22 protein-coding genes are annotated in these 25129 nt (G+C 71.5%); 12 read left to right on the forward strand and 10 right to left on the reverse strand.

Annotated elements, in window-relative coordinates:
• Positions 1 to 61: 61 nt before the first annotated feature.
• A complete protein-coding gene (locus OG272_RS44400) occupies positions 62 to 1222 on the forward strand; it encodes an ROK family protein (protein WP_405895880.1) in 1161 nt (386 codons plus the stop codon).
• A gap of 78 nt (positions 1223 to 1300) precedes the next feature.
• Entirely contained in the window at positions 1301 to 1483 is a 183-nt protein-coding gene (locus OG272_RS44405) for a hypothetical protein (RefSeq protein ID WP_326574069.1), read from the forward strand.
• 127 nt (positions 1484 to 1610) lie between these two features.
• Here the strand turns inward: OG272_RS44405 and OG272_RS44410 are convergent, their stop codons facing one another.
• From OG272_RS44410 to OG272_RS44420, 3 genes are all read right to left on the reverse strand, one after another.
• Entirely contained in the window at positions 1611 to 2987 is a 1377-nt protein-coding gene (locus OG272_RS44410) for a S1 family peptidase (protein WP_405895881.1), read from the reverse strand.
• A 98-nt stretch (positions 2988 to 3085) separates the two neighbouring features.
• Positions 3086 to 3607: a GNAT family N-acetyltransferase gene (locus tag OG272_RS44415; protein WP_327726441.1), complete on the reverse strand. Its 522-nt coding sequence runs from the start codon at positions 3605 to 3607 to the stop codon at positions 3086 to 3088.
• Positions 3607 to 4446 carry an SAM-dependent methyltransferase gene (locus OG272_RS44420; protein ID WP_327726440.1) on the reverse strand — a complete coding sequence of 280 codons (840 nt, stop codon included), beginning with the start codon at positions 4444 to 4446 and terminating at the stop codon, positions 3607 to 3609. The genes OG272_RS44415 and OG272_RS44420 overlap by 1 nt, the downstream gene beginning before the upstream one ends.
• Before the next feature lie 267 nt (positions 4447 to 4713).
• Between OG272_RS44420 and OG272_RS44425 the strand changes: the two genes are divergently transcribed.
• Both OG272_RS44425 and OG272_RS44430 read left to right on the forward strand, forming a co-directional pair.
• Positions 4714 to 5343, forward strand: coding sequence for an HAD family acid phosphatase (locus tag OG272_RS44425; protein ID WP_327726439.1), 630 nt, complete (start codon positions 4714 to 4716; stop codon positions 5341 to 5343).
• Between the two features lie 73 nt (positions 5344 to 5416).
• Positions 5417 to 5806, forward strand: coding sequence for a PPOX class F420-dependent oxidoreductase (locus OG272_RS44430; RefSeq protein ID WP_405895882.1), 390 nt, complete (start codon positions 5417 to 5419; stop codon positions 5804 to 5806).
• A 7-nt stretch (positions 5807 to 5813) separates the two neighbouring features.
• Here the strand turns inward: OG272_RS44430 and OG272_RS44435 are convergent, their stop codons facing one another.
• From OG272_RS44435 to OG272_RS44455, 5 genes are all read right to left on the reverse strand, one after another.
• Complete coding sequence (locus OG272_RS44435) at positions 5814 to 6497, reverse strand: hypothetical protein (RefSeq protein ID WP_327726438.1); 684 nt, start codon at positions 6495 to 6497, stop codon at positions 5814 to 5816.
• A gap of 148 nt (positions 6498 to 6645) precedes the next feature.
• Entirely contained in the window at positions 6646 to 7326 is a 681-nt protein-coding gene (locus OG272_RS44440) for a response regulator transcription factor (protein WP_327726437.1), read from the reverse strand.
• A 109-nt stretch (positions 7327 to 7435) separates the two neighbouring features.
• Positions 7436 to 9439 (reverse strand): FtsX-like permease family protein, encoded by a 2004-nt coding sequence (locus OG272_RS44445; RefSeq protein ID WP_405895883.1) that lies wholly within the window; start codon positions 9437 to 9439, stop codon positions 7436 to 7438.
• 128 nt (positions 9440 to 9567) lie between these two features.
• Positions 9568 to 10290: an ABC transporter ATP-binding protein gene (locus OG272_RS44450; RefSeq protein WP_327726435.1), complete on the reverse strand. Its 723-nt coding sequence runs from the start codon at positions 10288 to 10290 to the stop codon at positions 9568 to 9570.
• A 29-nt stretch (positions 10291 to 10319) separates the two neighbouring features.
• Positions 10320 to 10688: a hypothetical protein gene (locus OG272_RS44455; RefSeq protein WP_326574052.1), complete on the reverse strand. Its 369-nt coding sequence runs from the start codon at positions 10686 to 10688 to the stop codon at positions 10320 to 10322.
• 161 nt (positions 10689 to 10849) lie between these two features.
• Here OG272_RS44455 and OG272_RS44460 point away from each other — a divergent pair, with 161 nt between their 5' ends.
• The 3 genes from OG272_RS44460 (at position 10850) to OG272_RS44470 (ending at position 15422) form a co-directional block, all read left to right on the forward strand.
• Positions 10850 to 12103 carry a sensor histidine kinase gene (locus OG272_RS44460; protein WP_405895884.1) on the forward strand — a complete coding sequence of 418 codons (1254 nt, stop codon included), beginning with the start codon at positions 10850 to 10852 and terminating at the stop codon, positions 12101 to 12103.
• Between the two features lie 76 nt (positions 12104 to 12179).
• Positions 12180 to 12944 carry a peptidoglycan-binding domain-containing protein gene (locus OG272_RS44465; RefSeq protein WP_327726433.1) on the forward strand — a complete coding sequence of 255 codons (765 nt, stop codon included), beginning with the start codon at positions 12180 to 12182 and terminating at the stop codon, positions 12942 to 12944.
• Positions 12945 to 13031: 87 nt separating this feature from the next.
• The gene (locus OG272_RS44470) at positions 13032 to 15422 is read left to right on the forward strand and encodes a SpoIIE family protein phosphatase (protein WP_326574046.1); all 2391 of its coding nucleotides are present in this window, start codon (positions 13032 to 13034) and stop codon (positions 15420 to 15422) included.
• A 55-nt stretch (positions 15423 to 15477) separates the two neighbouring features.
• Here OG272_RS44470 and OG272_RS44475 read toward each other — a convergent pair whose 3' ends face one another.
• Together OG272_RS44475 and OG272_RS44480 are read right to left on the reverse strand one after the other, a co-directional pair.
• The gene (locus tag OG272_RS44475; RefSeq protein ID WP_405895885.1) at positions 15478 to 17394 is read right to left on the reverse strand and encodes a phosphatase PAP2 family protein; all 1917 of its coding nucleotides are present in this window, start codon (positions 17392 to 17394) and stop codon (positions 15478 to 15480) included.
• Positions 17395 to 17490: 96 nt separating this feature from the next.
• Complete coding sequence (locus tag OG272_RS44480) at positions 17491 to 18405, reverse strand: BadF/BadG/BcrA/BcrD ATPase family protein (protein WP_405895886.1); 915 nt, start codon at positions 18403 to 18405, stop codon at positions 17491 to 17493.
• A 242-nt stretch (positions 18406 to 18647) separates the two neighbouring features.
• Between OG272_RS44480 and OG272_RS44485 the strand changes: the two genes are divergently transcribed.
• The 5 genes from OG272_RS44485 (at position 18648) to OG272_RS44505 (ending at position 25036) form a co-directional block, all read left to right on the forward strand.
• Positions 18648 to 19769, forward strand: a complete 1122-nt coding sequence (locus OG272_RS44485; RefSeq protein ID WP_326574040.1) for an ROK family protein — start codon at positions 18648 to 18650, stop codon at positions 19767 to 19769.
• A 276-nt stretch (positions 19770 to 20045) separates the two neighbouring features.
• Positions 20046 to 21368, forward strand: a complete 1323-nt coding sequence (locus OG272_RS44490) for an extracellular solute-binding protein (protein ID WP_326574038.1) — start codon at positions 20046 to 20048, stop codon at positions 21366 to 21368.
• 127 nt (positions 21369 to 21495) lie between these two features.
• Complete coding sequence (locus OG272_RS44495; protein WP_327726430.1) at positions 21496 to 22416, forward strand: sugar ABC transporter permease; 921 nt, start codon at positions 21496 to 21498, stop codon at positions 22414 to 22416.
• Positions 22413 to 23315, forward strand: a complete 903-nt coding sequence (locus OG272_RS44500; protein WP_327726429.1) for a carbohydrate ABC transporter permease — start codon at positions 22413 to 22415, stop codon at positions 23313 to 23315. Before OG272_RS44495 ends, OG272_RS44500 begins: the two co-directional genes overlap by 4 nt.
• A 2-nt stretch (positions 23316 to 23317) precedes the next feature.
• Entirely contained in the window at positions 23318 to 25036 is a 1719-nt protein-coding gene (locus OG272_RS44505) for a hypothetical protein (RefSeq protein ID WP_327726428.1), read from the forward strand.
• Positions 25037 to 25129: the final 93 nt, after the last annotated feature.

Consider the following 25129-nt stretch of genomic DNA (forward strand, 5'->3'; position numbering starts at 1 on the left):
GGGCTAGAGTGAGCTTGTTGTTTCCGTGACGGAAGAAACATGGTGTGGGAGTCTGAGCCTTATGACCGCACTCGCTGCCAGCTGGCTGCCGCTCAGTCCCGGGGAACGCGCGGTGGCGATCGAGGTGTTGGTGCACGGCCCGCTCTCGCGCACGGACCTCGCCCGGCGGCTCGGCCTGTCCGCGGGCAGCCTCACCCGGCTGACCAAACCGCTGATCGAGTCGGGGCTGCTGATCGAGACCGCCGAGGGAGCCGCGCTCCCCGAGGTCCGTCAGGGGCGCCCCTCGCAGCCGCTGGACATCGTCGCCGAGTCCCGTTCCTTCATCGGCTTCAAGATCACCGACGACATGGTGTACGGCGTGGTCACCACGCTCCGGAGCGAGATCGTCACCCGTTACGACCGCCCGCTCACCACGCACGAGCCGGAGCGGGTCGCCGATCTGCTCGCCGAGATGGCCGCCGAGCTCGCGCGCTCGCACCCCTCCCTCGCCGGTATCGGCATCGGGGTCGGCGGTCTGGTCCGGCGCCGCGCGGTGGTCGGGGAGTCACCCTTCCTGTCGTGGCGTGACGTCCCGCTGGCCGAACTCGTCGAGGAGCGCACCGGGTTGCCGGTGATCGTCGAGAACGACGTCGCCGCGCTCGTCGAGGCCGAGACCTGGTTCGGCGCGGGGCGCGGCCTCGACCGGTTCGTCGTCCTCACCATCGGCGCGGGCGTCGGCTACGGGCTCGTCCTGGGCGGCGAGCGGGTGGCGTACGCGGAGGAGGACCGGGGGTTCGGCCGCCACTGGATCGTGGACCCCGCCGGCCCGCTCACCCCCGACGGGGAGCGCGGCAGCGCCGTCTCGCTGTTGAGCATCCCCAGCATCCGGTACCAGGTCCAGGCGGCGACCGGCCGCGAGGTGACGTACGAGGAGATCCTGGCCGGTGCGGCCGAGGGGGAGCCGATGTGTGCGCGGGTCGTCGGGGAGGCGGGGCGGGCACTGGGGACGCTGGTGGCCCAGATCGCCAACTTCGTGATGCCGCAGAAGATCCTGCTCGCGGGGGAGGGGGTGGGGCTGATGGGAGTGGCGGGGGAGGCCGTGGACGCGGCCGTCCGGGCTCATCGGCATCCGCTGGCCGCGCCCGTCCCGCTGGAGACGAAGGTGTCCGACTTCCATGACTGGGCGCGCGGGGCGGCCGTGCTGGCCATTCAGATCCTCGTGCTCGGAACCGTGGAGCCGTAAACGCAGAGTGATCAGCTTCACGGTCCGTAATGTCGGAAGTGGCACCTTTACTCACATCGGCTTCACGTTCGAGGACATATGGTTTACACCATGTCCACTCCCCCTGATGTCGTCCTGGAAAGATCGGAAGTACCGACGAGAACGGCCGCCGAGGTCAACGAGGAGATCCGGGCGCTCTGGTTCCGGAGCGGTGGGACGTTGAACAGGGAGCAGCGGAGCGAGTACGAGCGCCTCGTCCTCGAGTGGGCCGCCGCCTCGTAGCCTTATCGGTATCGGTATCGGTATCGGCTGCGGGCCGGTGGACCCCGGGCCGGTGCGGAACGCTCGCGCGGCTCTCCGCGCCCCTTCGTGGGCGCGCCCGGCGGGCGCGCCCGATCATGGGTCCCTCTCAGCTCCAGGTCTGTGAGTACTGGCGGCGGTATGCCTGCCTGTCCTGTTCCGTGCGGATGAAGCGGGTGGCCGCCAGGGCGACCATGCTGCCCGCGATGACCAGAAGGCCCGGGCCGACGTTGCGGGGGTCGGCGAGGCGGTCGAGGAGGTCGGAGGCGACACCGATGGACTCGACGGGCTCCACGGAGCCCGGTTCGACCGAGCCGGGGGCGGCGCCCTGGGCGTCCTCGTCCTCGGAGCCGTCCGCCGCGGCGGACGGCTGGGCGGCGGACTGGGGCACGCCGTTCAGCTGGACACCGAGGTCGTCGAGGGCGTCGGACAGCGGCTGGAAGAACGTCGTACCGCCCTCGTCGCAGTCGCCGTTGCCGCCCGAGGTCACCCCCAGGGCCACGCCCTCCGAGAACATCGGGCCGCCGCTGTCGCCCGGCTCGGCGCAGACCGTGGTCTCGATGAGGCCGCTGACCGTGCCCTCGGGGTAGTTGACCGTGGCGTCGAGGCCGGTCACCTCGCCGTTGCGGAAGCCGCTGGTGCTGCCGCTGCGGAAGACCCGCTGGCCGACCGCCGCCTCGCCGACCGAGGTGATGCGCACCCCGCGGCCGTCGCCGACCGAGACGACGTTGGTCTTGTTGCTCGGCGCGTCCTGGAGGTACTGGACGAGCGAGTAGTCACCGCCGGGGAAGTTCGACTCGGTCGTCCGGCCGATCTCCTGCTGCCCCTGGTTGTCCGCGAACCAGACGGAACCGGTGGGACCGCAGTGCCCGGCGGTCAGCATGAAGTCGTTCTCGCCGTCGGTCACGTTGAAGCCGATCGAACAGCGGCCGCCCGTGCCGAAGATGGGCTGGGCGCCGTTGAGCCGCATCGTGTACGTGCCCTCGGTGCGCTCCATCCGCACGGACCCGCCGATCTCCTCGGCGAGGTCGGTCAGGCTCGCCCAGTCCTTCTTGGAGACCGTGCTGTCGGCCCGCACCACGACCTCGTTCGAGGCGGGATCGACGGCCCAGGAGGTGCCCGACACCCGGGGCGCCGAACGCAGCGCCTCCGTGGCGGACTTCAGGTCCTCGCCGCTGTACTCGACCATCTTGGGGCGGGCACCCGCTTGCTTGACCTCGGCCGCCGCCTTCTCGTCGGTGACCGCGACGACCGGGCTGCCGTCATCGGCTATCCAGGTGCCCGCCGTGCGCTCGGAGCCGAGCTCGGTCACCAGACCGTTCCCGGTGCCCGATGCGGCCAGCACCGCACTGCGGGTCGCGGGCGGGGTGACGGCGGGTTCGGTCGCCATCGCCGCCTGGGTGACCATCAGGGCTCCGCAGATCAGTCCACCGGCGGCCGTCAGCCGCGCCACCCGCTTCACGACTCGTCGTCGTGCGTGCCTCATTACCTGGCTCCCGAACCCCGTCCGACACGGTGTCAACACCGCCAGGGCGTCCGGTCCTTGAGCGCCCTCCTTCCATACGTGCCGCGGTCGGCACATGTTCACCAGAGCGCGTCGACGTATCCCAACGTCCGGTTCATGGCGATCGCACGTGTGTTGGCCGGATGGTGGACCGTGCGGACGGTGCTCACCCCGCAGATGCCGGCGAACCCGATGCCGAACGTCTTCATGGCCACCGAGATGCCCCGGCCCCGGTGAGCGGCCCGTACCCCGGTCATCTCGTTGAACACGAACCCGGACCGCCGTCGGTCCGAAGTGGCCGCCATACCGATCCACCTGTCGCCGTCGAGGGCCAGCACCACACCGCGCGGATCGTAGGCGGGCACCTCGAAGCGGAGCCGGTGGTACTCGTCGTACTCGAAGAAGGCGCCGCGCCCCGGGATGTCCGCCGAGCACTCCTTGTTGAGTTCATACAACGCCCGGCGGTGCTCCGGGGTGTCTCCGAGCTCGGAGAGGGTCGTCAGCCGGACGCCGGAGGTACGGCACTTGTCGACGTACGGCTGGAAACGTGCCAGGTCGAAGTCGGTGACGTCCAGTTGGAGCCGGACCCAGTCGATCGCCATCAGCGCTTGCCTCCCACTCCGCAGTACATGGCCACTTCCGCCGGTTCCCCGGAGGGGCACCCGTCGGCGAGGTCCGGGCGCCAGCGGGAGCACGAGACGACACCGGGGTCCAGCAGGTCCAGCCCGTCGAAGAACCGGGCGACCGCCTCCGGCGTGCGCTGGGTGAGCCGAGGGGTGCCGTGCGCGTTCCACCACTCGACGGCGGCGTCCACCTCGGGCAGGTCCGGACCGGTGATCGTGTGCGAGAGCACCAGATGGCTGCCGGCGGGCAGCGCGTCGACGAGCCGGCGCACGATGCCGTACGGGTCCTCGTCGTCCCCGATGAAGATCACCACGCCGAGCAGCATCACCGCGACCGGCCGGGTCAGGTCGAGGGTCCTGGCGGCGTGTTCGAGGATCGAGTCGACGTTGCGCAGATCCTCGTCGACGTGGTCCGTACGCCCCTCGGACGTGCTCGTCAGCAGGGCGCGGGCGTGCGCCAGGACCAGCGGGTCGTTGTCGACGTAGACGATCCGGGACTCCGGCGCGATCCGCTGCGCCACCTCGTGGGTGTTCTCCGCCGTCGGCAGCCCCGTGCCGATGTCCAGGAACTGCCGGATACCCACGTCGGTGACCAGATGCCGGACGGCCCGCCCGAGGAACAGCCGGTCCGCGCGGGCGTAGTCCCCGATGCTCGGATGCAGTCGGCGTATCTCGTCCCCGGCCTGCCGGTCGACCTCGTAGTAGTCCCCGCCGCCCAGCCAGTAGTTCCAGATCCGCGCCGCCGCCGGCCGTGTGGTGACGATGCGGCCGCTCAGCGACGAGGAGGGGAAGTCCGAGGCTGCCGGGTTGTCCGTCACGGCATCAACTCCTGGATCTTCTGTGAAGGTGTTGTCGTCCAACGGGCAATGTAGACCCGCCGGTTGGCCTTTGCCGACACTTCGGCGATCTTCACAGGGCTCAGGTTCGATCCAGGTTTCCCGGGCGCCGGACAGCGATCGTCAAGACCTCTCTACCAATCAGTAACTCGGAGGTGGTCTTTCGGCCATCAATGGGCATGACCATGACGAGTGCGGCGAAGGTTCCAGTGACCTCGCCGCTTTGACATGAGAAAAAAGGGGACGAACATGACAGCAAGCGGTGTGGGACGCCGCATCACGACGGTCACCGCGGTGGCCGTGCTGGGCCTGGGTGCGTCGATGACCGCGGCGGTTCCGGCCGCCGCGGCGCCGAGCGAGGCCGCGGTCGCGGCCGCCGCCGAGGTGGACTACGCGACCTGGCAGACGGACGTGAAGGCCGTCGTCGACACGGCCACGCCCTACATACAGCAGCGCACCGCGAACTCCGCGGGGAAGAAGCTCGCCATCGTCTTCGACATCGACAACACGACGCTGGAGTCGCACTACACGCCCTGGTACCAGCTGCCGACCCCCGCGCTGAAGCCCTCCCTGGCGCTGGCCAAGTACGCCAAGTCCCGTGGGGTCGCCGTCTTCTTCGTCACCGCCCGGCCGGGCATCATCGAGAGCGTCACCGAGTGGAACCTGGAGACCGTCGGCTACCCCGTCGACGGCCTCTACGTGCGTGACCTGCCCGACCTGTTCGCCGAGGTCTCCGCCTACAAGACCGCCTCGCGCGCGGACATCGAGTCCGACGGCTACACGATCATCGCCAACGTCGGCAACAACACCACCGACCTCGTCGGCGGCCACGCCGAGCGCACCTACAAGCTGCCCGACTACGACGGGCTGCTCGACTGACGCCGCTCCACCGTTCGGTCCTGTGTGCACGGCCGCCGGTCCCCGCCGACGGCCGTACACCTAGACTCCCGCCATGGCCGACGACACCTCGCTCGACGCGCTCGGCGCGGGCAAGTACCTGCTGATCACCACCTACCGCAAGAACGGCACCACCGTCCCGACACCGGTGTGGGTGGTGCGGGACGGGGACGCGCTCGGCATCTGGACGGTCGCGGACTCCTGGAAGGTCAAGCGCATCCGGAACCGCGCCGACGTCCTCGTCGGCCCCTGCGATGTGCGCGGAAACCCCACTGGCGACTCGGTTCCCGGTCGCGCCGAGATCCTCGACGCGTCCGGCTCCGCCGCCTACCGCCGCCTCATCGCCCGCAAGTACGGCGTCCTCGGCCGCCTCACCCTCCTCGGCAGCCGCCTGCGCCGGGGCGCTGACGGCACGATCGGCATCCGCGTCACATTGACGAAGTGAGCGCCCGTCAGGCGTAGAACGGCCCCGGTGTCGTCCAGGTCGTCCTGCCGAAGACATTCGGGTCGTCGATGCTGATCTTCACGTCGGTGACCTTCAGGCCGTACTGGGTCGCCGTCGTACCCTCCGGGCAATTCACTTCCACCGGCGGGAAGTTGACGAAGAAGGGCGGGCCGAAGTCCTGGTCGGGATAGCTCCTGAACTGGGTCAGGAGCCAGTTGCTGTCCGGCTGGTAGTACACCGGCGACAAGGGCTGCTGTTCCGTGCGGACGACGAAGCTCGTGCTGTGGTCGAAGGTGCCGTCGGGCAGCAGACAGCCGAAGGTGCGGGCCGTGTCCGCGTGCGCGCCGAAGTAGCCGCCGGCGCTGCTCAGCCCGGCGAGATAGCCGGGCTGGTCGCGGACGTTGTGCAGGGTGACGCCGAGCGCGAAGCCGCCGCAGCCCGGCGTCGCGTAGTACTCGTGGTACCGCAACAGGCACTGGCGGTCGCCGTAGGAGGCGGTGGGGTCCGGGTTGTAGGGCTGGGGCACGACGGTCCGGTGGAACACGACGGTGGCCGAGATGCCGCCCTGGGAGGGTGCCGGGATCTCGACCGTGGTGTCGGCCTGTGCCGACCCCGGCCCGGCGAGGACCAGGCCGGCCCCCGCGAGCAAGGCGACGGCCAGTCGCGCCAGCAGTGCGCGCACGCTTCTCATATGTCGGATGTCCCCCCTCGTGCACCGGGTGCACGCTCACTCGAACAGTGACATGGGCACGCTACCGGCACAGAGGGAGCTCACCCGGCAAACACCCCAACCCTTACAAACGGAACGCGGGTCCCTTGGCACTCCGGGCGGACCGTCGTCAACGGTCGCCCGTGTGCCCCGTTCGCCACGCCCATGCCGCGATCTCCACCCGGTTCCGGGCGGCGAGCTTCAGCTGGATGCTGCCGAGGTGGGTCTTGACCGTGGAGAGGGAGACGAACATCGCGGCGGCGATCTCGGCGTTGGTGCGGCCCAGCGCGACCAGACGGACGACGTCGAGTTCCCGGTCGGTCAGCGGCTCCTGGGGGCGCGCGGCCTCGGGGCCGGGGGCGGCCTCCTTCTCCGCCGTGACGTGCTTGAGGAGCCGGACCGTCACCGACGGCGACACCAGGGAGTCGCCCACCGCCGCCGCCCGTACGGCCTCGGCCAGCAGGGTCGGCCCGGAGTCCTTGAGCAGGAACCCGCAGGCACCGCCGCGCAACGCCCCGTAGACGTACTCGTCGAGGTCGAACGTGGTCACCACGACCACCCGCAGCGGATCGGCCACCCCCGGACCGGCCAGCAGCCGGGTCGCCTCCAGGCCGTCCAGCCTCGGCATGCGGATGTCCAGCAGACACACGTCGGGCCGCACCTCGCGGGCCAGCCGCACGGCCGTCTCGCCGTCGGCGGCCTCGGCGACCACGGTGATGTCCGGCTGCGCGTCGAGGAAGAAGCGGAAGCCGGTGCGGACCATGTCCTGGTCGTCGGCGATCAGGACCCGGATCGGGCGGCGGTCGTTCATGGGCGCATCATGCCTGAGGAAGAAGGAGGAAGAAGGAGGAAGAAGGAGGAAGAAGGAGGAAGAAGGAGGGAGGAGGCGGGAGGAGGCGGGGTGGCTCGATGAGGGTGTGTCAGTCGGGGTCCTGCGCGCGCTCCGCCGTCACCTTCCGCAGCAGCGGCCTGCTCCCGGCGAGCGCCGCGAACATGGTGACCGCGCCGAGGCCGACACAGAGGGCGAGCCGCACGGCCCCCGACGCGTCCGGCTCCAGGTGGAACATCTCGTTGACCTTCGTCGCGGCGTAGACCCCGGTCGCCGTCGTACCGCCGGCGAGGACCACCAGGGGCAGCGCGGTCTCCCGCATCCGCGCCCGGTCCAGCACCTTCAGCGGCGTACCGGCCAGCCGCAGCAGCCCGTACACCCGGCGCCGGTCGAGCACAGTGGCCGCCGCGGTGAGCCCGGCGGAGGCGGCGGCGACCAGGAAGCCCAGGGCCAGGACCGCGAGCCCCATCTCGCCGATGAGCCGGGTCGTCGTGTCGCCCTCGGCGTTGACGTAGTCCTGGGTGAACGGCAGGTTCCCGGGGGAGAGGGAGGACAGCGCGGTCGACGCGGTGTCCACCTGCTCCTGGCCGCCGCGCACCCGGACCACGACGCCCTGGTCACCGTTCAGGATCCCGTCCCACGCGTCGGTGTCCGCCGTCCGCACAGTCGCGCGCACCTGGGCCTCGTCGAGCAACCGCCGTGCCTGTACGGCGAGTTCACGCGGGTTCCCGTGATCCGCGCGCACCGCCACCTGCCCCGGATAGGCATAGCCGACGATCCCGACCTGTCCGACGGTGAAGAACCCGGCGACGAGCCCCGCGAGGACCAGACCGCTGACCGTGCGCCAGGCGCCGCGCGGATCGTCACTGAGCCGGCGCGCGGCCAGCAGCGTCGCCGGGCGGCGCGCGAAGCGGCTCAGCAGCCGGCCCAGCATGTCGACGACCCAGGGACCGAGGGTCCAGAACGCCCCGTACACCAGGACGATCAGCGCGAGCGACTGACCTGTGCTCAGCCCGCCGCCATGGGCGGTCGTCGCCACGTACAGCCCGATGGCGACGAACAGCACCAGCCGGATCAGCTTCGTCCGGCGCGGATCGGCCTGCTGGGCCACGCCCAGCGGCGAGCGGGCCACCCCGCGCAGCGTCGTCATGGCACTGACCGAGGTGAGCACGGCCACGAGCGCCACCACCGCGAGCAGCCGGGTCGGGCCGACCCACAGCTGTCCGGCGTACCAGGTGCCGATGCCGTACGGCACCCGCGCGAGGACCGGCACCAGCAGGATGTGGGCGACGGCGCCCAGGAAGCCGCCGGCCAGCCCCACCGCCGCCGACTCGACGCCGGTCATGGCCAGGATCTGCCGCGGGGTCGCTCCGGCCAGCCGCAGGGCCGCGAGCCGCTGCTCCCGGCGTGCGGCACCGAGGCGCCCGGCGGCCGAGGCCAGCACGACCACGGGAACGACGAGGAGTGCGCCGCCGAGCACCGATGCCTGCTGGTCGAAGGAGGTGAACACGCTCGGCCTGGTGCCGCTGAAGCCGTCCACGCCGGCGCGGGCGGCGAGGGTGTCCAGGGCGCTGCCCCGCGCCGCGTGGGTGATCGCGGGGTCGGTGGGGGTGCGGCCGACGACCGCGACCAGTTCCTCGGGGGCGGCGAGACCGGCTTCGCCGATCGTGCCGTAGCCGGTCTCGCCGGGGAAGCGGTCGGCGAGTCGCTCGGCGGGCAGCTCGCGCATCAGCTTCGCCAGGGCGGGGGAGAGGGAGGTGCGGCCCGGGGCCGGGAATCGGTCCAGGCCGGGTGGGGCGGGGGTGGTCGGTCGGTTCGGGAGCTGGGCCAGGGAGACGACGGTGACGGGGCGGTGGCCCACATACGTCGTGCCGAGGGTCTGGACGGCGGTGGCCCGCTGGGCCGGTACGGCGTCGGGGGTGCGCCAGGCCGTGCGGTCGGCTCGGGCGCCGGAGCCCAGGTAGGCGGCGAGGAGCGTCAGCAGGACCAGGGCGCCGGCCGCTGCCGCGCCGACGGACAGGAGGTGGCTCTGCAGACCACGCCGTCCGGAGGAGCGGGCCAGGTGCCAGGTCAAGGGGAGGACGGGGGAACGCATGCGTGTCTCCGGGGAACGGTCGGTGCCTGAGAGCTCGGTGGGATCGGTGGGAGGGCGGGTGTGGGCCGTTCGCGGCCGGTCGCGCGGGTCCCCGCGCACCTGTGCGGGCCGGGGCCACATGCCAGGTGTCAGGCGACCGTGTGCCGGCTGTGGCCGATCACCCGGCCGTCCCTCATCTGGAGGACGCGGTCGCAGTGGGCGGCCACGCCGGCGTCGTGGGTGACCATGACCAGACAGGCGCCCTGGTCGCGGGTGACCGAGGTGAGGAGGCGGATGACCTCCTCGCCGGTCGACTGGTCGAGGGCGCCGGTGGGCTCGTCGGCGAAGACGACGTCGGGTTCCACGGCGAGGGCGCGGGCGATGGCGACGCGCTGGGCCTGGCCGCCGGAGAGCTGGCCGGGGCGGCGCTGCTCCAGGCCCGCGAGGCCGAGCGGGGCGAACCAGTGGCGGGCCCGTCGCACGGCCTGGCGGCGGGGCACGCCCTCCAGCATCAGGGGGAGGGCGACGTTCTCCTCGGCGGGCAGTTCGGGCAGCAACTGGCCGAACTGGAAGACGAATCCGAAGCGCCTGCGGCGCAGGGCGCTGAGCTTGTTCTCGCCCCAGTGGTCGATGCGCTCCCGGCCTTCGGCCGGGGGGACCCCTTTCTCGCCTCGCTCGCCGCGCAGCAGCACCTGGCCGCCGTCGGGCCGGATGATGCCGGCGAGGGTGTGCAGGAGGGTCGACTTGCCCGAGCCGGACGGGCCCATGACGGCGAGGGACTCGCGCTCGGCGACCGCCACGTCCACGCCGGCCAGAGCCGTGATGGGGCCGTACTTCTTGATCAGGCCGTTGCCGGCCAGGACGGTGCTCATGAGGTGGTGACGGGTCCTTTCCGGTCGGACTAGGCGCGCTCGAACTTCCAGGTGACGCTGGAGGCGTCGGCCCTGACGACGGTGACGGGGATGGAGAGGTCCCTGCCGTCGCCGTCCTTCGCCGTGCACGTCACCTCGGTGCCGGCCACCGCCTTGAGGTCGGGGCACTTCAGGTCGGACGTCTCGCCGCCGATCCAGGGCAGCGGGCTGTACTTGGACGCGATGCGGCCGGCCGCGATGGTGCCGCTCAGCCCTTTCTCGCCGTCCACGGTCACGGCGCTGTACCGGTCGAGCCCGGTGGTCGACTCCGTACCGCTCATCGCGTAGGTGAGGGCTCCGCCGCCGGCGGCCACGGCCGCCAGCGCGACGCCGGTGATGAGGAGGGGTCTGCGTTCCATGAGGTGCTCCTGGCGCGAAGGGGTGGGGTTGCGGCACCCAACCTCTCCCGGCGGCGGGAGTGCCCGCCTCGGCCGAACGGCCAGGCTTACGGGTCGCCGGACGCGCTCCCTCAGCCGTACGGCCGATACGGGACCCACCGGGGCTGCCTACTGTGATCTGCGTGAAGCTCGTGCTCGACACCAAGGAACCCGCGGGCGGCGCCACCGGACGGCCGGTGCGCCCCGCCAAGCCGGGCTGCGTACGCGTCGGCGGCATCGTGGCCCTGTTGCTGGCCTGCGGGTCCGACGTCCTCCTCCTGGGGGCGGAGGGGGTCGCCTTCCTGTGGCTGCACCTGCTCGCGCTGGCGGTCGGCCTCGCGGCGCTGCTGTGGCCCGAGCGCCGCCGGCCCGCCTGGCTCACTCCCCAGGTGCGCACGGGTGCCCCCGCCCTCGCCGCCGCCGCGAACGTGGTGACCCTGCTCGCGGCCCGGGAGAAGGGCGGCTTCGGCCCGGGCCTGGCGGCCGTACTGCTGTGCCTGCTGGTCGTCGCCGTCCGCACCTGCCCGCCCGGCTGGGCGCTGGCCTGCGGACTCCTCGACGGTCTCGTGCTGCTCGCGCTGCCGCTGCCGTACTACGCCGTCGAACCGGACGCCAGCCTCGCCGGCGTGACCGCGCTGCTGCTGCTGTTCGGCGGGGTCACGGCAGCCCTCGCGGCCTATCTCCGCACCCTGGACCACCGCCGGACCCAGATCGTCACCGAGACCCGCCGGGCGGAACGCCTCGCCATGGCCGCCGACCTGCACGACTTCGTCGCCCACCATGTCACCGGGATCCTGGTGCAGACCCAGGTCGCGCGGATGATGGCCGGCACCGAACCCGACCGTCTCGACCCCGTCCTCGCGGGCATCGAGCGGGCCGCGACCGAGGCGCTGGCCTCGATGCGCCGCACGGTCGGTGTGCTGCGCGACGACGACGACGGGGCCGGGACCGGGACCGCCGACCGGCGCCCGGTGGGCGATCTGGCGGGCATCGACGAACTGGTGCGCGGCTTCGACGGTGTCGGCGGCGTCGACGGCCACGCGGCCGTGCTGCGCCACGACCCCGCCGTCCCCGACGACCTGCCGCACGAGGTGCAGGCCGCCGCCTTCCGCGTGGTGCAGGAGGCCCTGACGAACGTCCGGCGGCACGCCGCCGACGCCACCGAGGTCACCGTCGACCTGCGCTACGCCCGCGGTGACCTGGAGGTCTCGGTGCGCGACGACGGCCGCGGCGGTGCCCGGCTGCCGGAGGCGGCCCGGGGCGGCGGCTTCGGGCTCGTCGGCCTCACCGAACGGGTCACCGCGCTCGGCGGCCGGCTCCGGGCCCGCCCGCGCGAGGACGGACCCGGCTGGGAGGTGGTCGCCGTGCTCCCGGCCGCCCCCGTGGCCGCCGGATGAGCTGAACCTCCCGGCCCGGCTTCCCGTATCTCCTCTCGGGGATGGCGGGAGACCGCGTGCACGGAAGGAGAACAGCGTGTCGAAACCGCCCGAACCGGGCCGGACGACGAAGCGTCCCACGATCGAGCCCACCTACGTCATGCGCCGACGCAGGACCGAGGCCCTGGCCGAGCTGCTGCGCGAGTTCGAGCAGTACAAGGGGACGACAGCCCCGAACGACGAGTACGAGACCGTCGCCGTACCACCGACACCGACACCGAGGCCCGCACCCGCACCCGCACCCGAGCCGAAACCCGCTCCCGAGCGGATCCTGCCACGGACGGAGTACGAGACCGAGGAACTGCCCCCGGTCATGGCCGGCGAGGACTTCGGCTCCGACACGGTCCCGAGCGGCGAGCGGCGGCGGCGTCCGGCGCCCGGCGGCGGATCCGGTCTGAAGCGCGCCGCGGTCGTCGTCGGCGTCGGCGCGGCCGCCCTCCTCGGCTTCGGCGCCGCGCTCCTGCTGCCCGGCGGCGGCACGGAGAAGGAGGCGCGCACCGTCACCCCGACACCCGCCCCGTCGGCACCCGCGACCTCCGCCCCCGCCCAGAACGACGGCACCGACCCCGACGGCCCCGGAACCCTCCGCGAGGGCGACAGCGGCCCCGAGGTCTCCGAACTCCAGCAACGGCTGCTCCGCATCCCGAACGTGTACGACAACGGCTCCACCTCGGGCCGGTACGACGGCGTACTGAAGGAGGCGGTGGCGCGCTTCCAGCTCTGGTACGGCATCCGGGGTGACGAAACGGGCGTCTACGGCAACGACACCCGCCAGGACCTCGAATCCCGCACCGCGCTGTAGTTCTAGTCGCACGGCGGGGCCGCGCATCCGGTGCGCCACGGGCGCATCCGGGTTGTTGCCCCGCCTCGAACGGACCATCCTGGCCATATGGTGACAAAGGCGTCCGGCGCGTCGCGGGCTGCCACGGCCGGTGAGGCGATGGCGGTGGTCGACGCGCGCGGCCTGGTCACGGGGTGGAGCGAGGGGGCCAGGCGACTCACCGGGCACACCGCCGGGGACGTGACCGGGCGGCCGGCGGCGGACCTCGTCGACGGGGACGCGGCGACGGTGTGGCGGACGCTGCTGACGCACGGCGACACGGTCGTGGACCTGCGCTACCGGGACGGGCGGCGGCAGAAGGTGGCTCTGCGGATGTGCCCGCTGCGGGGTGCGCGGGGCGAGGGGCGGAGGTTCGCCGTCACCGCGACACCGGACCGGGCCGAGCGGGGGCTGGGTGAGCTGGCCTTCGCGCAGGCCTCGATGTCCATGTCCGTCTTCGACACCGAGCAGCGGTATCTGCGGATGAACGACTGGGCGTGCCAGGTCATGGGACAGCCCGAGGAGGAGTTCCGGCACCAGTACTTCCTCGACACCGTGGAGGACGCCGAGCACAGCCGGGGCTTCCTGCGTCATCTGGAGATGGTCGTGGAGACCGGACAGCCGGTCCGCTACGAGAGCTGGACCCGTTCGCCCTCCGGCCGGCGCATGCACGCCTGGACCTCCGAGATGTGGCCACTGCGCGGCCACTCGGGAGAGCTGATCGGCACCGCGCTCGCCGCGTTCGACAGCAGCGAGCAGTTCTGGGCACGCCAGCGCCTGGCCCTGCTGAACGAGGCGGCCGGTTCCATCGGCACCAGACTCGACGTCGTCCAGACCGCCCGCGAACTCGCCGAACTGGTCGTACCCCGGCTCGCCGACTTCGCCAGCGTCGACCTCCTGGAGTCCGTGCTCCAGGGCGAGGAACCCGAGATGGGCCCCGTGGACGGCGGTGTGGAACTGCGCCGGGCCGCGCATCACTCCCGTACGCCGGGTGTCCCGGAGGCGGCGATCGGCCTGGGCTCCGCCGATGTCTACCCGCCCACCTCGCCGCCCGCCCGGGCCCTGTTCACCGGGTCCCCCGTGCTCGCCCGCACCGGCGACGACGCCCTCGACTCCTGGTTCGCGCGGCACGGCGCCCGCTCCACCAAGCTCCAGGAGGCTGAGGACCACGACCTGTCCCTGATGGCCGTACCCCTGGTCGCACGCGGTACGACCCTCGGCGTGGCCGTCCTCGTGCGCATCCTGACCCCCGAGCATCCCGACGCCTTCGACCAGGACGACGTGTCGCTCGCCGAGGAACTCGCCAGCCGGGCGGCCGTCTGCGTCGACAACGCCCGCCGCTACACGAAGGAAAGGACTACGGCGCTGGCGCTCCAGCGCAGCCTGCTGCCGAAGACGGTCGCCGGACAGGCGGCCGTCGAGTTCGCCTCCCGCTATCTGCCGGCGCTGTCGCAGGCCGGGGTGGGCGGCGACTGGTTCGACGTGATCCCGCTGTCCGGGACCCGGGTGGCGCTGGTCGTCGGGGACGTCGTGGGCCACGGCATCCACGCCTCCGTCACCATGGGCCGGCTGCGCACGGCCGTGTGGGCGCTGGCCGACGTCGACCTGCCGCCCGACGAGTTGCTCACCCACCTGGACGACCTCGTCGAGCACCTCGCGGCCGGTGACGGCACGGGAGACGGGGAGATCGGCGCGACCTGTCTGTACGCGGTGTACGACCCGGTGGACCGCAGCTGCTCGATCGCCTCGGCCGGGCATGTGCCGCCCGTGATGGTGCGGCCCGACGGCAGTGTGGATGTGGTGGAGGTGGTGGCCGGACCGATGCTCGGCGTCGGCGGACTCCCGTTCGAGGCCAGGGATCTGGAGGTGCCCGAGGGCTCGGTCCTCGCGCTCTACACCGACGGCCTGGTGGAGGCCCGCGACCGTGACGTCGACACGGGCACCGCCGCCCTCTGCGCAGCGCTGGGAGGGCCGGTGGGCAGCCTGGAGAGCGCCTGCGACACCGTGCTGACGTCACTCCTGCCCGACACCCCGGCCGACGACGTGGCCCTGCTGCTCGCCCGCACCCGCGCCCTCGACGCGGAACAGGTGGCCGTCTGGAACCTCTCCGACGACCCGGCGCTGGTGGCCAACGCGCGCCACCTCGCCACCGAACAGCTCACCCGCTGGGGCCTGGAGGAGGCCGTCTTCGTCACCGAACTCGTGGTCAGCGAACTCGTCACCAACGCCATCCGCTACGGCGGCGCCCCCATCCAGCTGCGCCTGATCCGCGACCGCACCCTCATCTGCGAGGTCTCCGACGCCAGCAGCACCTCCCCCCATCTGCGCCGGGCCCGCAGCTTCGACGAGGGGGGCCGCGGCCTGCTCCTGGTCGCCCAGCTCACCGACCGCTGGGGCAGCCGCCCGAGCGGCGCGGGCAAGACCATCTGGGCCGAGCAGGCCCTGCCACCGGTCCCGTGAACGCGTGTTGGGGGCGGCTCACGCCACCCCCAACAGCCTTACCGGAGAAGGAAGGTCACTTCTTCCGCAGCCGCACCGACACACCGTGCGCCGTGAAGACCTGCTCGGCCGTCCAGCCCTCGACGGCCACGGAGACCTCGGCGAACCGGCCCTGCAGGGACCGCGCCCCGATGACCGCCACCGTGCTGCCGGACCGCGGCGCCTGCTCGGCGTCGAAGCGGACCACCAGCTCGCTGCCCCGCTCCAGGACCGCGCGCCCGTCCACCACGAGGGCCGGGTCGGTGCCCCGGTCCAGCGTCACGTCGAGCACGCCGGCCTGGACATAGCCGCCGCGCACCCGGACGGAGTGGTCGCCCGTGGCCAGCGTGCCGCCCTCGACCCGGACGTCACCGCGGCCGAACGCCTCCTTCGAGCCCGCCGCGAGGACACCGGCCTCCACGACGGTGCCGCCCGTGTACCGGTTGGCGCCCGCCAGCGTCAGCGAACCGCCGCCCCGCTTGACGAGGCCGCCCCGGCCGTCGATGTCGTTGCGCCAGGTGTCGGCCGCGTGGAAGCCGCCGAGCGCGGCGTCCAGCGTGACGGTGACCTCCGCGTCGAAGGCGCCGTAACCGTCCGCCGCCTCGAACAGGTTGAGCCGGCCCCACTGCTCCCAGCCGTCCAGCAGGACGTACCCGGACGGCAGCGCGGTCGTGCGCAGCACCTCGCGCCGCTGCGCCGCGTCGAGGTAGGGCAGCCGCGTCTCCAGCAGGACCTCGGCGCCCTTAGGCACGGTCAGGTCCTCGGAAGGGCCGCGCCGGGTCAGCACGTATGTCAGCTTCGGCTCGACCAGGCGGGCGTTGGCCCGGCGGTCGGCGTACGGGTCGGTGTCCGTCCCCGCCGAGTGCGCGTAGGCGAACAGCGTGTCGGCCGTCGTGCCCGTCTTCGCCTGGAAGTACTCGGCGGCCTGCTTGCGCGCGGCGGCCTTCAGAGCGGCGTTCTTCGGGTCGGCGAGCGCGGCGGCGGCCAGCGCGGTGGCCATGACCCGGCCGCCGAGGACGTCGACCGCGGAGTGCATGCCCGAGATGATCCGGTCGTGGCTCGCTTCGAAGGCGCGGGTCACCATCTCCTGGAAGCGCTCCGGGACGGCGTACGCGTAGGCCAGGGCCGCCAGGTGGAGGGCGTTGGTGTGGCCGCTGGGGAAACCGCCGTCCTCGGCGGGGTTCTCGCCGCGCTGGCGCAGCAGCTGCGGGACGACGATCACGTCGGAGTCGTACACCGGAAACCCGAACGCGTCGGTCCTGCCGGTGTCGGCGACCTCGCTGTTCTCGTTCATCCGCCAGGGGCGCGGGTACTGGTACGAGAACTTGGAGGGGTTGCCCGACGCGAACGGCCCGCGCACGGTGTTGACGAGCTCGGCCACCTTCCCGAGCTCGGAGGTGGTGGACCCGGCGCCGTTCGCGGATCCGGCGGGGGCGTCGGCGGGGACGGAGTCGCTGATCTTGCCCGCCGGGGTGCCCTCCGGGGCGGAGGTGATCGCCGTGACCGCCATGGCGCCCGCCTTGTACAGCTCCGCGAGCGGGCCGAGGCCGGTGATCACCGAGTAGCTCTGGTGCTGCCGGTCGGTGATGAACGCCTGGCGCGCCTGCGCCTCGGTGCGCCGGGAGGTGACACGCGCGCAGTAGCGCATGTTGGCGCGCAGGATCTCCGGCAGCAGCGGGGTGCCGGTGTTCCAGGCGCTTCCCGTCTTCCAGATCTCGGCGAAGCCGCCCAGGGCGCGGACCACGGCGTTGGTCTCGGGGGTGAGGTTCGCCGTGGTGTTGGTGGTGTAGTCGTCGACGAACGGGGCGAACGCGGTGGCGGCCTTGCTCTCGGCCGCGGAGGCATGCCAGACGGGAGCGAGAGCCGGAGCGGCGATCAGGCCGGCCGAGACGCCGAGGGAGTTCCTGAGGAAGACGCGGCGGTTGAGTCTGTGGTGCCCGGCAGATGACGGCATGGAGCGCCGCTCCTTTCGCGAGGTGATGATCGGGTGCGGGCTGAGCGTGGAGTTGACGGGTGACCGGTCGATGTCCGGTCGGCGACCGGACGGTGGTCAGCGGGTGACCGGTCGGAGGAGAGTACGTGAGAGCGCCAACGCCCCTTCGACCGGAGGCACTTGAAGCACTTGCGGTCGCGCGGACGGTACAGCCTCCACGAGCGCTTCGGCGAATGCCGCGTACAGGGCGGGCCGGGAGAGGATCGTCCCGCCGGCCACCACCACGTCGTCCACGGCGACGCCACGGGCGGCGAGCCGCGTCACGAGCGAGGCGAGCGCGCGGCCCCCTTCGGCGATCACTCGGCGGGCCGGGGCGGAGCCCTCCTCGGCGGCCTCGAACACCACGGGCGCGTGTCTGCCCCAGTCGGCGGACACGTCCGTGGCGGCCTCCAGCGCCCCGCCGAGCGCCGGGACTTCGCTCACCCCGAAGGCGGCGACGAGACGGTCGGCGAGCGGGTCGGGCGCCTCGCCCCGGTCGTGCGCCGCCCATACGGCACGGGCCGCCTCACGGACCAGGCCGGCGGCACCGCCCTCGTCGCCGAGGACCGCGCCCCAGCCGCCGACCTGCACCGAAGTGCCGTCGGCGGACCGGCCGACGGCCACCGAACCGGTGCCGGCGACCAGGCCCACCCCCCTGTCCAAACAGGCGGCGGGCACCAGTAGCTCGGCGTCGCCCACCACCAGGCACGGCACCTGAAGCCGTTCCTGGAGGGCGAGACGTATCCCCTCGCACTGCCGGGGCGTCTCGCAGGCGTGAGCACCGACGGCCACGGCGGACGGGAGGGTGTGCGCGGGCAGCGCCTCCCCGACCAGCGTGGCCAGCCATGCGGTCGCGGCAGCCGGGTCGTGCGGCCGCCAGCCACGGCTCGTACGGACGTGATCGGCGACGCGGTCCGTCCCCGTGACAGCACGGAGATGGGTCTTGGTGCCGCCCACGTCGATACCGACCGCGACGGGCCCGGAGTCCTGCACGAAAGGCCTCTTTCGTCGTTGCGTTGCGATGGCGCAGCGACGGCTGGGCGAAGCCGTTCCTGGACACACAGGGTCTGTGGGGGGTGCTAGGGAAGCCCCGGGACGGGCCTCTGCGGGTGCGGTAGGCGAGTACCGCTTGACTTCGTTAGGAAATTAACTAACGAATAAGAGTGCGTCAAGGGTTCGGACCCGGATACCGCACGACCGTGCGGCCGGATGATCGCGGCACGACTGGGGAGAGCATGCAACTGAGCGAGAGCGCCCGCGCTGTCTTCGCAGTACTGGCCGCGTCGAGGACCGCCACCCGCCCCCAACTGGCCACCGGGGCACGGCTTTCCAAGCCGACCGTCTCCACCGCCGTGGCGGAACTGGAGGCCGCCGGTCTCGCCGCCCGCTCAGGCACGATTTCCGGCGGAACCGGCAGGTCGGCGGCCGTATACGACCTCGGGCTCGCCGCCGGTGCCGTACTCGCCGTCGACCTCGGCCCCAGCGTCACCCGGGTGCGGGTCTGCGCCCTGGACGGCACCCTGCTCGCCGAGGGCACCGGCCTGCGGGCGGACACCGTCGACGTGGTCACGGAGGCCCTCGCGCGGCTGTCGGCCGGCGCGCCGCTGCGCGCCATCGTCGTCGCCGTCGGCGACGTCACCATCCAGAGCCGGGAGGGCACGGCCGTGCGCCCCGCCACCGCCAAGGCGGGTCCCATCTTCGACGCCCTGGCCGTCGCGCTCCCGCCCGGTGTGCCCGTCCACGTCGAGAACAACGTGAACTGCGCCGCACTGGCCGAGCTGCACGAGGGCGCCGCCCGGGGCCGGGACACCTTCGGCTATCTGCGGATCGGTGTCGGCATCGGTCTCGGTGTCGTCATCGGCGGCCAGGTGCTGCGCGGCGCGAACGGCGCCGCCGGTGAGGTGGCCCGGCTGCCCTACCCGTGGGACGCGGACCGGGAACCGCGCCACGAGGGCCTGGAGGCGCACATAGGAGCGGGCTCCCTGCTGCGTCGGGCGGCGGGCGCCTGGCAGGGCGTGGACGGCCCGTGCCCCGACACCGTCGACGGGCTGTTCGCGCTGGCCGACGCCGGACACGCCACGGCGTGCGCGGTCGTCGGCCGGCACGCCGCCGACGTGGGCAGACTCGCCGCCGCGGCGACCGCGGTCCTGGATCCCGGCCTGATCGTGCTGGGCGGCGCCGTCGGCTCCGAGCCCCGGCTGCTGCCCGGCGTACGGGCCGAACTGGCCCGGCTGAGCTGGCCGACCGAGGTCGTGAGCAGCGCGCTCGGCGACAGCGGCACCGTCGTGGGGGCCAGTCGGCTGGCCGTGGCCCGGGGAATCCAAACCGTGACCGCAGGGGCGGCGGTGAAGCATTGACGGACTCCACCGGCATCTGCCAATGTCCGGACAAGCGCTTTCTAAGTCGGCCGGGACGCCGACTTGGGGCGAGCCTCCCGCCCGTACTCGACGTACGGCAACCGCACGAGGGCGTGCCCGTGCGGTGACGGCCAGAACGGCCGGGGATGCCGCCCCGCGTGGACGACGCGGTCGGGCGAGGCCGTGCCCCCCGGAAAGCAGCTTTCCTGCAAAATGCACCCGTGCCGCCTCGGTCGGCCCCGTGCTCCGTCCCCTACCGAAAAAAAGGGATCGAAGATGACCACTGTGGGTGTGCGGCGTTCCCGCCGACTCGGCCGCGGCGGTATGCGCCGCCTGGCTCCCCTCGCTGCCGTTGCCACGGCAGGTGCCCTGCTGCTCTCCGCCTGCGGAGGGGGCTCCGACTCGGGCGGGACCTCCAAGTCGCTGACGTTCTGGATCTCCACGGTTCCGGGGCAGGACGCGGGCTGGAAGAAGATGGTGGCGCAGTACGAGAAGGAAACGGGCGTCAAGGTCAAGCTCGTCAACATCCCCTACGACGGCTACGCGACGAAGCTGCGCAACTCCGCGCAGGCGAACTCGCTGCCCGACGTGGCGGCCGTGCCGGCGCTGGACCCGATCTGGTCGAACAAGCTGATCGACCTCAAGGACATCGCCAACAACAAGACGAACAAGATCAACGCCAACTTCGTCGCCAAGGACTCGTCCGGGAAGGTGCTGTCCATCCCCTCGGACGTCACCGCGTCCGGCATGTTCATCAACAAGTCGCTCTTCGAGAAGGCCGGCGTCGACTACCCGACCTCGCCCGACAAGACCTGGACCTGGGACGAGTTCATCAAGGCGGCGAACGAGGTCCGGGAGAAGACCAAGGCCAAGTACTCCCTGACCTTCGACCAGTCGCCGTCCCGGCTGCGCGCCATGGTGTACGAGATGGGCGGGAAGTACGTCCACGCCGACGACTCCGGCAAGTTCTCGGTGGACGCGGCGACCAAGAAGGCCGTGAACACCTTCGTCGGATGGAACGACGACAAGACCATGCCGAAGTCGGTGTGGACCAGCGGCGCCGACCCGTCGGCCATGTTCCAGAGCGGTGACGTCGTCGCCTACTGGTCCGGCGTGTGGCAGGTCGCCGCCTACGCGGAGAGCATCACGAAGTTCGAGTGGGCGAGCGTCCCGACCCCCGCCCAGCCGGTGCAGGCCAGTGACGTCAACAGCGGCGGCATGACGGTGGGCTTCAACAACAACGCCGACGCGGCCGCCGCCGCGCAGAAGTTCCTGTCCTGGCTGTACGAGCCCGACCACTACCAGGCGCTGTGCGAGGCCTCCGGCTTCCTGCCGGTCGAGAGCGGTCTGACCCCGAAGTACCCCTTCGAGTCCGAGGCGGCGCAGGCGGCGTTCAAGCTCTACAACGAGTCGATCCCGCTGTACGACCCCATCTCCGGCTACTTCAACAGCGCGCAGACGAACTGGGTGCTGAAGGGCAAGAGCCTCGCCGACGACCCGACCAAGGCGGAGCTCGGCAAGGCGATCAACGGCGAGCAGTCGGCCGACAAGGCCCTGCAGAACATCGTGGACGGCTACAACCAGCAGGTCGGCGGCTGATCACAGGCCGACAGTCCCGGGCGGCGGGTCGAGACACCGCCGCCCGGGCCCGCGGACCCTACCCACGTGATGCCGGGCCCATGGCCTGAGCCCCCAGGATCCAATCCACCAGCACGGAGTCAGGAAGATGACAAAACGCGCCTCGGACGCTTCGGACGTGTCCGTGAGCCCGCCCAGGAGACGAAGCAAGTACACCCTCGCACCGCTCGTCCTCATCACGGGCAATGTCGTGCTCTTCGCGCTGTTCTTCGTCTGGCCGGCGGTGATCGGGCTCGTCTACTCCTTCACGAACTACACGGGCGTAGGGGCGTTCCAGTTCGTCGGACTGGACAACTACCAGAAGCTGCTCGGGGACTCGACCTTCTACTCCGCGACGACCCGCACGCTGCTGTACACCGTGCTCTTCGTCCCGCTGAACTTCGTGTTGTCGCTGCTCATCGCCAACGTGCTGGTGAGCAAGCACGCCAAGGGCGCGTCGGTCGCCCGCATCTTCTTCTTCATCCCGTGGCTGCTGTCGCCCATCATCGTGGGTGTCCTGTGGCGGTGGCTGTTCGGTGAGAACTTCGGACTGGTCAACTACTTCATAGAGAAGGTCGGCGGAAGCGCCGTTCCCTGGCAGTCGAACGCGGACCTGTCACTGCTCGTGGTCGTGGTGGCGGCGGCCTGGGCCTGGACGGGCTTCTCCATGCTGCTGTTCATCGCGGCGATCAAGAACGTACCGACGTCGTACTACGAGGCGGCGGCGCTCGACGGCGCCGGTCCGTGGCGCCAGTTCATCAGCATCACCCTGCCTAGCATCGCTCCCACGTCCTTCATCGTCATCCTGCTCAACACGATCCACGCGATGAAGGAGTACGCGGTCTTCGCCTCCCTCAACAACGGTGGACCCGGAACGTCGAACAACCTGCTTGTCCAGTACATCTACCAGACGGGGTTCAAGTCGGGCCAGATCGGCTACGCGAGCGCCGCGTCGTTCGTGCTCATGCTCATCCTGATGGCCGTCGCGATCATCCAGATGATGGTCAACCGGCGGGTGGAGAACCGATGACAACCACAGACATGCCGCGCAAGGTCGACGCCGACTCCGTACGGGCCGTCTCCAAGAAGAGGCCCCGTGGCTCGGCAACCGGAGGGCTTCGGCGCGCGATCGCCCCGACCACTCTGCTGTGGGTCCTGGCGGGCCTCTACGGGCTGCCGGTGCTGTGGTTCGTCCTCAGCTCCTTGAAGCCGGCGGGAGACCTGTTCTCCCTTCCGCTGACGCTGTTCCCGGACGACCCCACCGTGTCGGGTTACAAGGAAGCGTGGGCAAGCGCCAACTTCTCCGGGTACTTCATCAACACGATCATCGTGTGCGTGATCGCGACGATCCTCACGGTGGGGGTCAGCTGCTGCACCGGGTACGCGCTGGCCAAGTACGACAACAAATGGCTCAAGGCCTTCTTCCTCTGCATCCTGGCCACCACGATGCTGCCGGCCGAGGTCATGCTCGCCCCGCTGTTCCTGGTGGTCCGCGACCTCGGCCTCTACAACTCGCTCTCCGGCATCATCCTCCCGGCCCTGCTCACCGCGACCGGGTGCTTCATGTTCCGCCAGTTCTTCCTGACGGTCCCCGACGAGCTCATCGAGGCCGCCCGCATCGATGGCGCGCGTGAGCTGTCGATCTTCATGCGGATCATGGTGCCGCTCTCCCGGCCCATCATGCTGACGCTCGCCATCCTGTCGTTCCAGTGGAGGTGGAACGACTACATCTGGCCGCTGCTGATGCTGAACGACCCGGAGAAGTTCACGGTGCAGATCGGCATCCAGAGCCTCGTCGGCGCGCAGAACATCAACTGGTCGGTGCTGCTCGGCGGATCGGTCATCTCCATGGTCCCGCTGATCGTCGTCTTCCTGGTGTTCCAGAAGTACGTCATGAACGCCGACATCAACGCCGGACTGAAGGACTGACCTTGCCCACCCCGCTCGACCACGAGTTCGTCCGCGCGGCGGCCCGCGCCGCCGACCAGCAGGCCGCCCCGCTCGCGGCACGCCCCGACGAGGAACCCGCCGGTGTGCCGCACCGTGGTCTGGCGCGGCGGGTCAAGACCCTGGTCGCGGCCTACCGTTCCCCGGACTCGGCACTGCACGGCAGAGGGCAGGCCGTCGCCGCCGCGACGACCCATCTCCGCGCCCTGCGGGCCACGCAGACCACCACCGGCCTCTTCGCCGGCGGCGACAACGTGCAGTCACCGCCGGACTCCGCCTTCACCGTCAACGACGTGTGCGACGCGTACGTCCTCGCCGCCGACGCGGGCCCGGAACTGCGCGACGTCACGGCCGCGCTCGCCGAGATCGCAGGCGCCGCCTCCGGCAGCCTCCTGACGGGCGGGGTGCACACCCCGAACCACCGCTGGGAGCTGTGCGCGGCGCTGGCCCGGCTGCACCGGTCGTTCCCGGACGACCGGCTGCTCGACCGCGTCGAGGAGTGGCTCGCCGAGGGCGTCGACATCGACGCGGAGGGCCTGTACTCGGAACGGAGCGCCAACTACGCGGCCCATGTGTCCAACCCGTCGCTGCTGCTGCTGGCCGAAGTGCTCGGCCGCGCCGACCTGCTGTACGCCGTCGAACGCAATCTCGCCACGACCCTGGACCTGATCAGGCCGGACGGCACGGTGGAGACCGTCCACTCGCGACGGCAGGACCAGTACCACCCGTTCCCGCTGGCGCCCTACCTGCCGCACTACCGGCTGCTCGCGATCCGCACCGGCCGGGGCGACTTCGCCCGGGTGGCGCGGCTGGCGGCTGCCGGCGGTATCGACGACCCCGACCTGCTCGCCGAGACCCTCCTCACCCCGGACCTGTGCCGCGCCCTGCCGGCCCCGACCGCGGAGACCCTTCCGCGCGACCGGTACCTCACCACCGCACGCCTCGCCGCACGCGCCTCGGCCACCGCGCACACGGTGGTGTACGGCGGCTCCGACGTGCCCGAGCACCGGCGCATCCGCTCGGGCCTCGCCTGCAACCCCACCTTCCTGCGCCTGTTCGCCGGCGACGCCGTCCTCGACGCGGTCCGTCTCTCGCGGGGCTTCTTCGACATGGGCCCGTTCCGCGCCGCCGACATGGAACAGCTCGCCGACAACCGGTACCGGCTCACCGAAACCCTCACGGCCGCCTACTACCAGCCGCTCCCGAAGGACGAGAGGCGGGACGACGGCGTCTACCGGCTGGTGGACGACGGACGCTTCTCGGCCTCGATGGCCTTCCCGGACCGGCCTCGGGACGAGGTCTCCCACACGACCCGCGTCGAGGTGGACCTGCGGGAGGACGGCGCCGACCTGCGGATCGACATCAGCGGACCACGGGTGCCCTGGGCCCTCGAACTGACCTTCCGGCCGGGCGGTGTGCCAGAGGGCGCCGTACCGATCGGCGACGGACGCTGGTGCCTGACGAACGGGCCGATGACCTACCGGGTCGGTGACGACGAGATCCTGGTCGAGGCCGGCGTCGAGGCGGGCGAACCGCTCGCCGGGCCGGACCGGAGCGAGGTGCTGCGGTACGACCCGGGTCAGGACCACACCGTGGTGGGCGGCACCGATGCGACGACCGGGAACCGTGTCTACATCGGTGGACTCGGCCCGCACACACTGACCGTCGCACTGCGCGCCCGCAGGCCCGCCCCCGTCGTGTGACTCCGACGAACCATGCCATGACCACCCTGGGCATGAAGGGCTGATCGGAGGCGTACGACGCGGTCCTCGCCGATGTCGTCGAGCAGGCACTCG

The organism is Streptomyces sp. NBC_00104 (assembly GCF_045160825.1).
Taxonomy (GTDB): Bacteria; Actinomycetota; Actinomycetes; order Streptomycetales; family Streptomycetaceae; genus Streptomyces.

What these genes read in the sequence shown, in the direction of transcription:
- OG272_RS44400 (WP_405895880.1), top strand. Translation starts at nt 62, where the DNA reads ATGACCGCACTCGCTGCCAGCTGGCTGCCGCTCAGTCCCGGGGAACGC.
- OG272_RS44405 (WP_326574069.1), top strand. Translation starts at nt 1,301, where the DNA reads ATGGTTTACACCATGTCCACTCCCCCTGATGTCGTCCTGGAAAGATCG.
- OG272_RS44410 (WP_405895881.1), bottom strand. Translation starts at nt 2,987, where the DNA reads ATGAGGCACGCACGACGACGAGTCGTGAAGCGGGTGGCGCGGCTGACG.
- OG272_RS44415 (WP_327726441.1), bottom strand. Translation starts at nt 3,607, where the DNA reads ATGGCGATCGACTGGGTCCGGCTCCAACTGGACGTCACCGACTTCGAC.
- OG272_RS44425 (WP_327726439.1), top strand. Translation starts at nt 4,714, where the DNA reads ATGACAGCAAGCGGTGTGGGACGCCGCATCACGACGGTCACCGCGGTG.
- OG272_RS44430 (WP_405895882.1), top strand. Translation starts at nt 5,417, where the DNA reads ATGGCCGACGACACCTCGCTCGACGCGCTCGGCGCGGGCAAGTACCTG.
- OG272_RS44435 (WP_327726438.1), bottom strand. Translation starts at nt 6,497, where the DNA reads ATGAGAAGCGTGCGCGCACTGCTGGCGCGACTGGCCGTCGCCTTGCTC.
- OG272_RS44440 (WP_327726437.1), bottom strand. Translation starts at nt 7,326, where the DNA reads ATGAACGACCGCCGCCCGATCCGGGTCCTGATCGCCGACGACCAGGAC.
- OG272_RS44445 (WP_405895883.1), bottom strand. Translation starts at nt 9,439, where the DNA reads ATGCGTTCCCCCGTCCTCCCCTTGACCTGGCACCTGGCCCGCTCCTCC.
- OG272_RS44450 (WP_327726435.1), bottom strand. Translation starts at nt 10,290, where the DNA reads ATGAGCACCGTCCTGGCCGGCAACGGCCTGATCAAGAAGTACGGCCCC.
- OG272_RS44455 (WP_326574052.1), bottom strand. Translation starts at nt 10,688, where the DNA reads ATGGAACGCAGACCCCTCCTCATCACCGGCGTCGCGCTGGCGGCCGTG.
- OG272_RS44470 (WP_326574046.1), top strand. Translation starts at nt 13,032, where the DNA reads ATGGTGACAAAGGCGTCCGGCGCGTCGCGGGCTGCCACGGCCGGTGAG.
- OG272_RS44475 (WP_405895885.1), bottom strand. Translation starts at nt 17,394, where the DNA reads ATGCCGTCATCTGCCGGGCACCACAGACTCAACCGCCGCGTCTTCCTC.
- OG272_RS44485 (WP_326574040.1), top strand. Translation starts at nt 18,648, where the DNA reads ATGCAACTGAGCGAGAGCGCCCGCGCTGTCTTCGCAGTACTGGCCGCG.
- OG272_RS44490 (WP_326574038.1), top strand. Translation starts at nt 20,046, where the DNA reads ATGACCACTGTGGGTGTGCGGCGTTCCCGCCGACTCGGCCGCGGCGGT.
- OG272_RS44495 (WP_327726430.1), top strand. Translation starts at nt 21,496, where the DNA reads ATGACAAAACGCGCCTCGGACGCTTCGGACGTGTCCGTGAGCCCGCCC.
- OG272_RS44500 (WP_327726429.1), top strand. Translation starts at nt 22,413, where the DNA reads ATGACAACCACAGACATGCCGCGCAAGGTCGACGCCGACTCCGTACGG.